Genomic DNA, 13,935 nt, shown 5'->3' on the forward strand with positions numbered 1-13,935 from the left:
TTATTATATGCCTGTATTTACTGAATCAGATCGTCTTTTTGACACGCTAGTGGACACGAACAAAATTTACGTGTCAATGAAAGAAAAATTTATGTTGCGAGAGTATGATGTACAAAATGGACTTGCTCCAATGTATCTCAACATAACTGCTGCGAATCAAAAAAAACAACGTATCGCGTTGGATATTTACGTTAACCGCAAACAATGGAACCCCAAAACACAAATGCTTTTGCCGGTTTCAAAAGAAAATAAAGACATCAACTTGATCCTGGACAACATCAAATCGAAGTTGACAGCTATCAAAACATCCTATCGGCTTGCAGATAGAACGCTTTCAACGGAAGCATTAAAGAATGAATTCCTAAACGGAATGCCTAGAATTCTGTTTACGGCTTTTTACAAAATGATGCTGGAAGAAGAGAAGGTGCTGATGGAACCAGGTTCCTATAGAAGATACAAAGCGGTATTGGAAAAAATCAAGGCTTTTGATAACGAGGTCACTTTTGCCGATATCGACCAGCTTTGGCTAGATAAATACATTAAGTATTATCGCAAAAAAGGAAACGCATCAACAACTATCGCTAATAATATTGCTGCTATTAAAAAGTTCTTAAACCTTGCCGTGAAGCACGGCATTAAATTGAGCTTAAACATAGACGAAATAAAAGTAGGCAGCACTAAAGGAAACCGTACATCGCTAACTATTCATGAATTAAAACGCTGCTTTGAATGTTATTATGGTAATACTCTTAACGACTCTCATCGTTTGATTATGGGGTATTTCCTTTTTAGTACGATGACAGGACTAAGACTGTCTGATGTTCAGAAATTGACTCGCAATAACTTTATGGATAATTACATTTCATTCGTGGCCCAAAAAACAAAGTTGGATCAAACTATTGCGATGAACGAAAAAGCCCGTGAAATTATTAATCACGAGCCTTTGTTGTTTGAAAAGAAATTTGCAGACCAGCATATCAACGATGAGCTGAAGAAGATTATGAAAGAATTGAAAATATTTAAAAACGTAACTTTTCACGTGGCAAGACACACGTTTGCAACTAGTTTCTTGCGTGCCGGTGGAAAGGTGGAAAAATTGCAACGCTTATTAGGGCATACCGATATAAAACAAACGATGATCTATGTTCACATTGTTCAAGCAGATGCTAACTCGGAAATTTTCCTATTAGATAATCTATTCTAATCCTTCGCTTTCTATCTCTATTTCGTACAAATCAGGCTTGATTTCGGTACGATTTATGGTTTTTATGATATGAAATCGGTTGTAAGCGTAACTTTTTGCTTTCACTTTTAAGTTAATAATGTCTTCCTGCCAAGCCTTGAATGTCCATCTGAATTTGTGAGCATTAATTCTGAAGTTGAACCATTTGACCCAGTAATCTAAATGTACTGAAGGCAACAAGTATGGTTCTTCTGTCTTAGCATAGTTATTCCCATTAACCAAACCGTCATAATGCACTAGGTAGACTTTTGAGTCATTATTTTCTAAAGCATAGGCGGTTTGTACATTTTCGCGAGTGAATAAAGGCAAAGGCAAGGCATTTATTTCTATAGGCACGGTTTTATCATCTTCTTTAAAATTGGCATTCAATACCTGTTCGCGATCTTGATACACGGGCAGGAATTTGAATTCTTTGTTATCTATTTCTTCAAATTTCAACAGGAACGACATACCTTGTTGAAAGTCTCTTTTTGGTCTTTTTATTTCGGTAAATTGAAGATCAATTGCTTCCTGATAATTGATTTCGTCTTCAATTGGATTCATGACTGCGTTTTTACCACTGACTGATAAGTCATAGTTGAACCAATTTTTTACCACCTTTACAAAATCGCCAAAAGTAACATTTGGCACCGCCTTAGTACAATCGATTTTGTTTTCGTTGATAACACTAGGAACGGGTGCCCCTGTAATATCATTCAATCTAATTAGATATATCCCAACGTCAATTATTGGTTGTTCAACCGAATAATCTACACCTCCCTCAATGATGATTTCGTGAGGATTAGCATCGGCTACCGTTTCAAAATACACGTCAACCGTGTAATCTCGCCATGTTGTACCATGAAACATATCTGTAGGGTAGGAACGTTGACTAAACAGAACCGTATTTCGATATTTGATCGTAAACGTACACTTATTATTGGACCATCTAAGGCTTTTAATCACTCCGTCAATATTATATTTCCCTGGTGATGTTAGCGTGGTTTTGCTATAAAAACGCTGAAATTTGTTCCCCCATGTTTCTACAGCATCTTCGGACATTTGCAACACGTTTATTTCTTGTTCGTAACTTGGTTTTTTAAAATAGTCTACATCACCAAACAAGCAAGCTTTAAGCAAACGCGGATCATTCATTATTTTGCCTGTCAAAGTCAAACCTGAAGCTTCCATTCCTTTTTGTAAAACGTGAATCCAATAAGGCAGTGGTTGCATTACGTTTCTGTTGTACGTAATATCGTTTACCGTATCGACTGTGTTTTCTAGAAAAACGCCGTTTTTTCGGTTGTTGATTATCTTTTCGAAGCCTGTCCAAAGTCCATCTTCTGGATCATATTTGTCAACGTGTACTTGAGGAAAATTGTAATTTACAGCAGGAAAACCTTGAGGGATTACCGTTTCGGCATGTTGAAATATAGTGGTTCCAGCAGGCAAATCAAATTTATCCAAAGGCAATTCCGATAGTTTTTTGTCAAAACTTGGCAATTGTTCTATTCCAAAACGCAGCACGCAACTTAGTTTTTGTTCGTGCGATTCTATTTCAAAAATGGCATCTTCTATTTTATTATTGTGCACATATTTCACTTCGTAATACGTTAGTGGACGGGTGTTGTATTGCGAGATAAATCCAAATGCTTTATCCAAATCATCTTCCAAATCAATATCAAAAGGAAAGGTATATTTGGTGAAAAACACGTCAGAAAACCACGAGTTTTCCTCTGTATCACTTATTTTGAAGGTAGATAAATCTAGTTCGAAACTAGAGTGTATAAGTTTCCTCATCGTAGGCTCTGTTTATGGTGAATTCAAAAGTATATTCGATTAGCTCTCTTTCGTAATCTCGATTGAGCATATATTTGGGTTTGGAACGCAAAGCAATGGTTTTATCTTCTTTTGTCATCCAAATACGTCGGGAGCGCAACAAACTTTCGACCGTATCCACATCGTTTTCTGATAACCAACCTGTATTGATGGTTAGTTTTACTTCCTTAGAGGTTTCGAGGGTTTCGATAACTTCTACTAGATTTATGTACAACGTCTGTTCAATCGTTTCAAAATCGGTTTTAATGGAAGCGGTTCCGGTACATTCTATGGCCGATTGTAATTTGAATTCATTTTCCCAAACTAAATGGCAGGAGTAGAAGGAATCAGGGAATACTACAAACTTCTTAGTGGGTGCTTCTGGATTAGTTTCGCCAACTTTTGCCAGTACAGTTTCAATAACATCCCCTTTCGTAAAGTCTTGAAATGTTATTTTTTTGGTTATCAACTTATCACTAGGATCAGGAAGAAGAATAGCGTTTACTTCGGTTCCGTTTTTCAATATTCTAAGTTCATAATTGGGTTCGTTTACCCAAATATTGAGATAAGCAAAACTGTTTTGTGTTACACGATTTGGAAGAGGATTAAAATCAAGAAATCCATAGTTTGTTAACCCTCGGCTCAGTCCTGCTACAAAATCAAGTAATGGTGCTGTTCCTGTTCTCACTACTGCATCAGTAGAAAGATATTTCTCTGTACAAGTAAGCGATAATGTTGCTTTTTGGTACTGTAATTCGGTTTCATTCACGGCATCAATGCGATGCATTAAACGATGGATTAATTTGCCATAATTGACTTTTCCTCTTCCTTTAAAAGGCACAACACGTTGTGGTATTAAAGTTTCGGATTCTTCATGTGTTAAATAATTATAGGTTTTCACGATAGCATCCAACTGAAAATACGTGTCAGGCACCTGCGTTTTGACTTCATAAAACAAAGGGTCCAAAGTAAAAGCATCCCGATTAGGTACGTAGGGCACCACTAGAAAATCTGACAATTTTACTACTGTCACCTGAACGTTCATCATTGTGAAAGTAGCCAATTCCAAGTCGTTTACTTTGAATTGTGTATTCAAGTCGGATAAATCAAAATTATCTGATGTTTCGTAGAAACTTCCCAATGTAACATTAATTACAGCACTACCTGTTCCCGTGGCTTGCATACGTGTGCCTAAACCATCAGATATATTACCAATGGTAACTCCAGGAGTAGGAGAAGAAAAAACAAAATTTGGTTTCCCCTCAAGTTTCCAACTGCTACCTGATATATTGATGGTTTTCATTGGCAACACATCTCCTTTAGAATGCTTGAAAGCCAATGTTTCAGGAGTGAACGCAGTAGGCGTGCCACTAGGAGGAGGTGTAGTTCCTGTTACGTGCAAAATGGTTTGAAAAGTATATGTTGAAGCTTCTTCCCAAACATTGCCTAAAAAGGTTAAACCATATACCACAAAATTATGAGTAAACATATGGTCACCAACCGGTAATAAATGTAAGTTTTGAAACAAAGGAGTATAAGAAAAAGTCATTCCATCATAATGAAAGTCTTTTACCCCTTCGTTTATTGGATATCCTTTACCTGTATAACAACTGGGATTAACCCACTCAATTGAACTCCCATAATATTTCATTGTACACCCTAGAGAAGTGTCAGAATATTTAGGATCATTGTATTCATTTAGTATGGATAAAATACTACTAGCATCTTTAATTTGAAAATTTACTTGCGATGGCATGGCTGGGGTAAGCACGCCATTGTTGTAGGTGTATTCCGCTATAGCGGGGATTGGTCCCCATTCTTGATTAAGTACAGGCATGGTGTTAGTTTTTTGATTTGTTTCTTAAATTTTCGTAGTCCTGAATCCCTTCTTTTAGGTTTTTCATGGATTTGAGGTCTTTGTTGGTCACGTAGACTCCGTTTTCTTGAAGGTACTTCATGGTCGCTGTGTTTTCTTGCACGACAGCCAACACCATTTGCAACAATTGCGCATCGTTGGCCGTGGTAGCAGGAGCGGTAGAAGTTGCAGGCACCTCGTAACGCAAAGTATCTTGATTATACAAGCCTTGTTCAAAGCCTTTAATGCCTTGCAGGTTACGCACTAGAGCATCTTTTACCGCTGGATCCATTTGTCGCCATGCTTTGTTGTCGATGACCATTTCGGGGCCGTTCTCGGCTACCAAGAAGTGGCTGGTATCACTCACCAACCCTGAGCGGGTTTTACCGCCATAACGAGAGCGAAACGTTTTGCCATCTTGGGTGCGTTTTACATACTCTGGGTATAAGCCTTCTTCGTGTCCTTTGGCGGGGAGGGGTTGTTTTGAGATTGTCGCAATTTGAAGAGCCCCCATTGTAGCAGCCAAAGCTGATAAAATTAAGTTAGGCAACGCAGCCGTTACCGCTTTAGCAGTATTAATAATGGCTCCAACTAAAGCCATTGATTTTTCACGTTTGGCGCGCTTATAATCTATTTCTGCTTTTTGTTTTTCATATTCCTGATCAAGCTTTTCAACTCTTTTGTTGTAGGATTCTTGAGAGATAACCCCTTGATCCAACATGCTTTTTAACTTTTTCTTTTTTGCGTTATTGTTTTTCTCATAATTACTTAACTGTTTAGCTTCTACTGCATTTTGATAATTTGCATACTGAGCCCAACCGTTTTGTAGAGCAGCAACTATCAGATTTCCAGCTGCCAATTGTCCTGCTAAAGTATCTAGGTTAGAAAATGTAGTTTCCCATTGTTCAGGAGTAAAACCAAGAATATCTACATCTCCAAAAGCACCTTTAGCAGCATCACCAATTTCTTCTAATCCTGTTTTGCTTTTACCTTTTTTGGCTAATTGTATTTTGGATGCAGCCAATTCGAGAAAAGCAATATCTTTTAAAAGCTTTTCTTTAGCTTCAGGAGTAAGAATACCCTCTGCCAAAAGACTTTTTAATTGACCAATACGTTTTTCAAGATGAGCCTTTTGAATAACGAGTTCTTTTTTATCAAACTCTTCTTGACGTTTTTTTCGTTGTTCGTCATTAAGACCGAGCTCATTTAATTCGTTGTTAAAAGCGGTTTCTCGCTGTACTTTTTCTAGTTCATATTGTTCCTCTTCTTTTTCTATTTGTGCTTTCGCATACTTTTCTTTTATGGTAGCTACTTTGAGATTATGAAGCACAACAGCGTTTTCCATTTCTTCATTATTGCTATCATTATTTGCTCGCCAAGCATTGGCTTGTGCGCGCCAAAAATCACGGGTTACTTGGTCGTTTTTGGTATTATTGGCTTTGGCAAATGCTTCTTTTATGTCTTGTTCCTTGATTAATCCAGCTTCTAGGTCTGCTATTTTACGGTCTAGGTTTACTTGCTCAATAATGATTTCTTTGCGTGCGCCTTCCTCCATTTGAGACAAACGGATATCCTCGGCTTCACGCTCTAGCTTTAACCTTTCGCTTATGAGTTTGCGAGTATCTTCTAATAGTTTTTTGGCTTTGTCTTCTTGTTTCTTTTTTGCATCGTCTGATTTACCCGCTGGTTTACCAAGAGGTGTATTTGCAGGAGTTACAACTTCATCAGTCGTCGTTTGTGTACCTATTAAAGCATTGATTTTTGCTTGTATCGCAAGCCACTCCTTAGAGTCTTTAGCTAATTTCTTTTGTTGATTCGTTAAGTTTTCAATCTGTTTGGTCCTATAGCTTTCAACAATACTAATGTTTTTTTGAGCTACAGCATAATTATTTTGAGCATTGGTCAGTTCTTCTAAGGATTTATTATAATCATCTCTGATAAAAGCAATTCTACCTCCTTGTTTAGATTTAGCTATTTCTTTTTCAATTCTATCTAGTTTTGCTTTTTCTTTTGCCACTTTTGTTTCCGCAGTCATTAACCTATCTAATGCTTTTGCTTCTTCATCATACTTTGATTGCAGTACCGATTTCATAGATTCAAACCTCATTTTTTCCTGCATTTTTGCAAGCAAATCAGTATAGACGGTTTTTAATTTGTCAGTGGCTCTGTACTCTTTGTCAACAGTCCCTACAAAGTCTGGCGAAATTTTTATTAATTGCTCATAAGCTTTTTTTCTTGTTTCAAGAGAAACATTTTGGTTATTCAAAACAGCAATCAAAGGCTCTATTTTTGACTTTAATTCAGTTGATGCTTTTGCAAAATTTGAGTTTAAATTTTTAGTTATTTCTTCCGTTAATTTTGATTCTGAACCAACCTTTTTAATTGATTTAGCAGCATCGTCTGCACTTTTTTTGAATGCAAAAAAAGCAACTCCAAGCGCAATTGCCGTTGTCACTAATATCCCTAAAGGAGATATTTTAACTGTTGTATTAAAAAGCTTCATTGCTGCATTTGCACGAATGGTATTCCCTGTTAAGGAATTATACGCCCATGACAGCAACAAGGTACTTCCTCTTAACAAGTCAGATATAAATTTTCCTCTACCATTGGCTACGTTTAACAATTTCTGTAAACCCTCAACAGTTTTAGACCAATAGGCTACAAACTTTAATGATGCACTATATGACATATAAGAAGCTACCAGAACAATTAATGTTTTTGTAAACAAAATCAATATATTCCTAAAGCCTTTAACTTGACCGTCCGCATCTTCAGTAGCTCCAATAAATTTAGCCAACCAATCAACGGCTCCTGTTAACCATTTTACAAACGTTTCAGAAGAAAACCAGCCTGATACGGTTTTGCTAATTTTCTCTAGCGTAGCGGCTAGATTGTTGTTTTTTACATTGTACTCGTTGATCAATGAGGTTCCTTCGGCAAAGGAATTGTTTGATAGATCGATCAATTCACGGAAACGAGCCGTATTGTTTCCCATCGCCCCAATTACCTTATTGGCACCATCGGCAGAAATGCCCAGGTAATCTAAAGTTTTTGCGGTTTTGGTGGCGTCCATTCCTTTCATGCCTTCGGAGAATTTGAGCATGAATTCGAGCGGATTGGTATTGATCATTTTCTCAACTTCGCCCTGGGTGATTCCCATTACTTGGGCAAACTTGGCACTCTCGGTACTGGCTTGTTTCATGAAGATACCATAGGCACGAGAAGACACCTCGGCTTCAATACCTGATTCTTCAAAGGCGGCTCCAAGGGCTAAGGTTTCTTGTATGGTAGGTTTCAATACATCGGTTAGCGAACCAATACGAGTGGTAAATTCGGCAATGTTATTTTCACTCGCTACCCCATTGGCACCAAGGTCATTGATGGCAGAACCGATAGCGTTGTAGGATTCGTCAACGTTCAAATCCTTGGTTTCTTGGAATAAGAATTTGATTTTACCGAGTTTGTTCGACACTTCCTCGGCACCGCCTGTAAAGGAATCGCCTAAAGCTACTGCAGCTTTATTCATGACATTCACGAAATCGCCAATTTCTTCTTTGGCAATACCGATACGCCCACCTTGCTCGGCTATGCCTAAGAGGTCGATTCTAGAAGTACGGGTTTGGAGTAGTCCAAAAGACTTGGTTAACTCGTCGACTTCATCCTTAGTCATTCCGGTGGTTTTCATTACATCGGATTGCGCATCGGAAAGTTTGCCGTTGATGTCAATGATTTTTTGAATGGACAATGCCACACCTGTTAACGATGCAATAGCGGCTACGGCTATACCTTGGTAGCGGTTGAAGGTATCTGCAAGGGAGCCTATTGAGGATCGCGCGGTTTGCGAACGCCCTCTTAATTCGTCTAGTCTGGAATTGACTTGCGATAGTTCGGCTTGGTATTTTTTATAATCATCAGAACCTGGCACCATATTACGTAAGGTGTTTCGTAGCATAGTCGCTTTGCTTTGTAATTGCGACATAGTCAACCCCGTCAATCCGATTTCTTTTTGCAACTCGGACATTTTATCCTTGTTTGCTTTGATTTCGGCGGTGTTAGCTTTAATTGTTGCAGTGAGTTGCTTGTATTCCTCGGTGTCTTTTTTTCCTTGTGTTTCAAGCAATTTCTTTATGCGTAAGTTCTCTTTGTTCTGCTCATTAAGCGAACGGGTACTTTTTTCTAAATCAAGGAGTTGTTTTTGAGCTTCATTACCATTGATAATCATGGTTATTTTCATTTGCTCATCGGAGATAGTTTTTGCCATTTTCTACTGATTTTCAGTAAAATTGGCTTATAAAAAAGGAAAATCATGTGACATAAAAAAGCCCCGAAATTCGGGGCTTTAGGATTGGTATTTGGTTTTTGGAATTATTCTATAAAATTTATTATTAATTGATTATTATTTGCCCTCCATTGTTCAAATGTTGTTTTTCTAAAAACATCTCGTTCAGTTCTTATTTCTTTTAAAAGCTTTTCAGCATTTTTAAAATTATTTCTAGCTTCCGCTTCTTTGTCTACATATTCATTTAATTTTCTTTCCTTTTCTTCAATAAAAGACGAATGTTCTGTGAAATACAAATAAAGTGCTTTATGACATAATCTTTTGTAGTTAATTAAACTTTCTTTGACTTCTTCTTTTACGTTTTTTGGAGAAATTGAAAAAAGCCAACCAAGTACAAATTCTAATGGAATACATTTCATTTCTCTAGTTTTTCCATCAGCACCAACTGTACCCCTCAGGGGGATAGTTCCCTCGATTAATTCATCACTTTCTAGCTTTTCTAATTGCGATGTGTAATTCACACCTAGTGCTTCGCAAATTGGTTTTATTGGAACAAACTTTTGCCCATCTTCGTCGATTACAATTACAATTTTTTCGTTGTTGATTGTAGAAATTAATTCTGTACTCATAAATATATGTTTTAATAAGTTTTATTTTACAAATATATCATAAATATTTGTATATCAAATAGTTAAAATTAATTTTAACAAAAAAAGTCACATAACGTGACTTTTAATATTAATTGAGTGGACTTTGATATTCAACCATAAGATCATAGAAAAAACCATCTATCCACCAATAAAATGGATGAATCGTTCTGCATAAATCATAAATTAAAAACTTATGAAAATAATAGACTCCGTCATCAATTAAAATAACATCGTCTAATGTTCTTGTTTGACCTATTGTATTCTCGGTTTTCAACAAATGCTTTATGTGTCTGTCAGTATCTTTATTTTCTAAAAACTCACTTAGATTTAGATTAAAATGATTTGCAATGTCTGAAGCATTAATTAAAAACCTTTCGTTTTCATTAAATACATAATGAAAATCAACACCTTCATAAGAACCTATAACTATAGGTTTGTTTTTTGTTATCTCCATAATTATTCTGCTATTTCAAAAATGGTTAAATCAATTTCGGTACTGAATACATTGTCATCATCGATAAGAGTGAGTTGTTTGCGGTGGGCTTTCCAGAGTGCGCCTGCATCGACTACCAAGCCGTTTTCGAAAATGAAATCTTTTTTGTTACGATAGAGTTCGTCGCACTCGGTGAGTTCAATGAGTTCCGCCATGCTTAGGTCACCTTCGAGGTAAGCATGAAACGCATTACGATCCATAAACAATACTTTGCTAGTGGTGGTAAATACCATTTTGAGAGGTTCGTATTCTCCAAAGTTTTGGGTTCGCCAAATGAGCTGCATGGCTTCTTTAAAGGTTTTGTCTTTGAGAGCTACTCGTATGCCTTTGGCATAATACACGGTTAGGGCTACTTTAGACATGACTCGTGCGTGTATAGTGAGTAGCTATGGCAATTTCGTCATGAGAGAACGGACTCATGGCATTGCTAAAGTCCCTAAGGAACTTAAGACAACGCAAGGCTTTGAGGCGCACCTCTAGCTCATTAGCGTGCTCGGTCTCTAGCAATCGCTCTACAATGTCCTGCATGTCTACAGGAAGTTCTACCAAACTATCAGCAAATAACTGATCGTTTGTAAATTGTGTTAAAGCCGTAATAACGGCTTGGGTGCTTGGGGTAATCTTTTCTTTTTGCATAATCGAAAATATTAAACGCACGAAATCCTCGCTTTAGATGTGCAAAAATACCCTTAACGGATAGATTTCCCTTCGTTTCCTATGGGACATCATGGCGAGGATTCGCTTATGTTAACTTTAAAAAAGTTTCAGTGGATTGCTCCGTTAGGTATTTTTGCAGAGCAAACGTACAAATATAAATTGATTGAGCAAAATAAAAAGTATGCGAATGCATACTTTATTTTTGGTAATTACGATAAGTAAGTAATAAACTTATTCCTTAATGTATTGGCTTTCTGAACAGAACCTGATCCTTCAAATTCAAAAATAGTTTCGTTTTTAAACTTTCCTTGATTCCATTCTATAACCAAATAAGCGCACTCTTGTTTTGTCTTTTTTTTCCAAGCAAAAGCAAATATTCCTGTAAGTAACAATCTGCCAACCGTCACTCTGTTTTGAATAGAAGAAGCATCTTCCATAACAACATTTTCAATAGAATCTTTTTCAATATTGGCTCTAAAAACAAAACCTGTATGGTCAACGGTGAATATTTTAACAACATCATCATTCAATAATAATTTCGTCTCTTTTAATGAATTATCAAGACTCGGATGTCCTGAAACATAAGTACCTGCAGCAACTAGGTCAGAGGTCTTTTTTTTATATCTTTTTTCAAATTTATCAGTATTAGCGTTTGCTTCAGAACCAAGCGCAAAAAACAAAAGAATAACTACGAAAACAACAATAATCCAAAACATAATTAAAATTTTAAAGGTTAAGTGGTAAAAATAAGAAAATCCCTCGATATTGAGGGATAGAGAGTGGGAAATGTTTGGGTGGGTGGGTTAGTCAAACAACGTCATGACTCCTTTCATTATTGTTTTGTCCTGATTACGAAGCAATGCGTTAATTTTTTCTATTTTCTTTTCGTTTTCTTTCCATTTATTAAATTCAGGATTTGCTATTAATTTTAATTCTATTTTTTGGTTTGTAGTTATAAGATTTGCTTTTTGGGTTATTAATGACTTTCTACCCAAAACAGTTCCTTTAAAGTATTCATGTAATACGCGATGGCATTCTATTCTAAATTCTTTGAATTTTGGATCCGACGAATTCACTTGTAATAGCCATCCATAAACTAAATATTCAGGTAGACATAAAAATTTACGTTTTTGACTCTCTACCTGAATACCGTAATTACGGTATTCAGCTCCTAGAATATCGTCTGCTTTTATGACTTCGTATTGATGCTTATGAGATACGCCAAGCGCAACACATATAGGCTTTATCGCAATATAATACTCATTGTTTTGATAAGTGAAAAGCATTTTTTCTTGGTTAAACTCTAATTCTTTCATAAGTAGTTGTTTTATAAAGGTTTGTGTGTTTTTTGGCGGTACGCAGGTATTTTTATAATTAAACTCTTTGAGGTGTTATAAAACAAAACCCCTAAGAGGCCACAACGCACTCTTAAGGGTTTGTTTTGGTAAATAAATTACCTATACTGTATATGTAAGTTGTGGATTACGATTACAAATATACATTAATATATCATAAAAATGTACTGTGAGTACATTTTTTACACAATTAAAATTTTAAATTAAGGGCCTGAAATAAGAAAATCCCTCGATATTGAGGGATTTAATAATTTTTTTGAATGTAAATATGAAAAGATTTTTTGTTATAACCTAAGTGTTTTAATATTTGAGAGACTATAAATTCTGGTACTGGACAAATATGGGTTTGAATAACTATTGGTCTTAATAAATCAGAACGTGTATATTTTGCATGTCCTCCTTCTGTTGTTATATGTTTTAATCCGTTGTGTTCTAAAAACCATATCATAGTTTTTAGAGGAATATTGCTAAGCTTATAGGTATTCATTCATTACACAGGTATAGCAACTTCTTTTTGAATTGTAGAAATATCGTGTTTATTCAATAATTCCTTTAATTGCTGATTATGCATTGCTAAATCTGTCATTGATGGAGCACTAATTTTTTTTGGCCGCTTAACACTACCTTTTTTTAGTTCCCAACCTAGTCGACTTAATTCTTTGTGCAACGTTTTTTTGTTTGTAGTGTAATCCAGAAAAACACCTAGACAATGGTTAAAAGAACTCATTGCTTCATCTTCGCTTTTACCATATCCGGTTACTTCAAGATGTGGAGAATAAACGATATAATTATCTGATTCTTTAAAAGAAATCAAAACAATGTTTGCTTTGACTTTTGCTTCCGAGTTTTTGAAATTAACGTTTATATGATGGTTTTTGTTCATCTTTAATCTAAATACGTTTGTTATGTACATTTGTTTTGGCAATTGTACACGACAAATATATAGTTTTTACTTTATTAACCACCACTTTTTACAACTTTTTACCACTTTCTTGACATTCGTTTGCAAAATTCTTTACAAAATTAATCCTGTATTTTCATCAATTCTTCTTTGATGGCGTGGGTGAAGCCAAAGTGCAGCTCCTTGATGATGTTGTTGTAGTGGCCCCAAATAATGCGGTTGTGTATGGGGTGGGATTTCTTGCGTTGTTTGCCTTTTTTGGTGTTGCGGGCGCGCATGTCTACAAAACGATGCTTCTTGTAGTGGGTGTATTCCATGCCATCATCGGCAATGAGGAAGCCACGGCCTGAGTTCCAATCTTCGTTTTCAAAACCACGACTGGAGATGTATTTGCGTTGCGCTTGGTCAATGTCCTTACTGCTGTCGCGCATCACTCTACGAATGAAACGGCGCTCTAGGATATCATCGGCAAAGCGTTCACGGGATTCAGCTAGGTTCATGGGTTACTTTGATTAGTTTGAGTTGGTACAACACTTGAAGCATTTCGCCTACGTGGGGTTTGGCGCCTCGACCTTTGCGCCAATTGTAGATTTTGTCTTCGGATATGCCTTCTAATTTTTTGTAAACGGCTTTTTCTTCGATGGTTTGGAAAAATAGTTTTTCGATTTCTGTTGGTGTCATGGTTTTTTTCCGTAAATATACGGA

13 protein-coding genes are annotated in these 13,935 nt (G+C 36.3%); 1 reads left to right on the top strand and 12 read right to left on the bottom strand.

Features of this window, described 5'->3' with window-relative positions:
* Window positions 1–76: 76 nt before the first annotated feature.
* Window positions 77–1,204, top strand: a complete 1,128-nt coding sequence (locus tag ACZIX2_RS10870; protein WP_463340109.1) for a tyrosine-type recombinase/integrase — start codon at window positions 77–79, stop codon at window positions 1,202–1,204.
* Here the strand turns inward: ACZIX2_RS10870 and ACZIX2_RS10875 are convergent.
* From ACZIX2_RS10875 to ACZIX2_RS10930, 12 genes are all read right to left on the bottom strand, one after another.
* Window positions 1,196–3,022: a hypothetical protein gene (locus ACZIX2_RS10875; protein WP_463340110.1), complete on the bottom strand. Its 1,827-nt coding sequence runs from the start codon at window positions 3,020–3,022 to the stop codon at window positions 1,196–1,198. The genes ACZIX2_RS10870 and ACZIX2_RS10875 overlap by 9 nt on opposite strands.
* Window positions 3,000–4,877 carry a hypothetical protein gene (locus ACZIX2_RS10880; RefSeq protein ID WP_463340111.1) on the bottom strand — a complete coding sequence of 626 codons (1,878 nt, stop codon included), beginning with the start codon at window positions 4,875–4,877 and terminating at the stop codon, window positions 3,000–3,002. The genes ACZIX2_RS10875 and ACZIX2_RS10880 overlap by 23 nt, the downstream gene beginning before the upstream one ends.
* Window positions 4,878–4,881: 4 nt before the next feature.
* Window positions 4,882–9,156 (bottom strand): phage tail tape measure protein, encoded by a 4,275-nt coding sequence (locus tag ACZIX2_RS10885; RefSeq protein WP_463340112.1) that lies wholly within the window; start codon window positions 9,154–9,156, stop codon window positions 4,882–4,884.
* Window positions 9,157–9,260: 104 nt separating this feature from the next.
* Window positions 9,261–9,803: a phage antirepressor N-terminal domain-containing protein gene (locus tag ACZIX2_RS10890; protein ID WP_463340113.1), complete on the bottom strand. Its 543-nt coding sequence runs from the start codon at window positions 9,801–9,803 to the stop codon at window positions 9,261–9,263.
* 109 nt (window positions 9,804–9,912) lie between these two features.
* The gene (locus tag ACZIX2_RS10895) at window positions 9,913–10,278 is read right to left on the bottom strand and encodes a hypothetical protein (RefSeq protein WP_463340114.1); all 366 of its coding nucleotides are present in this window, start codon (window positions 10,276–10,278) and stop codon (window positions 9,913–9,915) included.
* 2 nt (window positions 10,279–10,280) lie between these two features.
* On the bottom strand, window positions 10,281–10,679 hold the full coding sequence (locus ACZIX2_RS10900; protein WP_463340115.1) for a hypothetical protein: 399 nt from the start codon (window positions 10,677–10,679) through the stop codon (window positions 10,281–10,283).
* Window positions 10,672–10,974: a hypothetical protein gene (locus ACZIX2_RS10905; protein WP_463340116.1), complete on the bottom strand. Its 303-nt coding sequence runs from the start codon at window positions 10,972–10,974 to the stop codon at window positions 10,672–10,674. The genes ACZIX2_RS10900 and ACZIX2_RS10905 overlap by 8 nt, the downstream gene beginning before the upstream one ends.
* A gap of 209 nt (window positions 10,975–11,183) precedes the next feature.
* Window positions 11,184–11,690 carry a hypothetical protein gene (locus ACZIX2_RS10910; protein WP_463340117.1) on the bottom strand — a complete coding sequence of 169 codons (507 nt, stop codon included), beginning with the start codon at window positions 11,688–11,690 and terminating at the stop codon, window positions 11,184–11,186.
* A gap of 87 nt (window positions 11,691–11,777) precedes the next feature.
* A complete protein-coding gene (locus ACZIX2_RS10915; protein ID WP_463340118.1) occupies window positions 11,778–12,290 on the bottom strand; it encodes a phage antirepressor N-terminal domain-containing protein in 513 nt (170 codons plus the stop codon).
* Window positions 12,291–12,819: 529 nt separating this feature from the next.
* Entirely contained in the window at window positions 12,820–13,212 is a 393-nt protein-coding gene (locus ACZIX2_RS10920) for a hypothetical protein (protein ID WP_463340119.1), read from the bottom strand.
* A 140-nt stretch (window positions 13,213–13,352) separates the two neighbouring features.
* A complete protein-coding gene (locus tag ACZIX2_RS10925; RefSeq protein ID WP_463340120.1) occupies window positions 13,353–13,730 on the bottom strand; it encodes a hypothetical protein in 378 nt (125 codons plus the stop codon).
* The gene (locus ACZIX2_RS10930) at window positions 13,717–13,911 is read right to left on the bottom strand and encodes a hypothetical protein (protein WP_463340121.1); all 195 of its coding nucleotides are present in this window, start codon (window positions 13,909–13,911) and stop codon (window positions 13,717–13,719) included. Before ACZIX2_RS10930 ends, ACZIX2_RS10925 begins: the two co-directional genes overlap by 14 nt.
* Window positions 13,912–13,935 lie beyond the last annotated feature (24 nt).

The sequence above is a fragment of the Flavobacterium riviphilum genome (genome assembly GCF_055231795.1).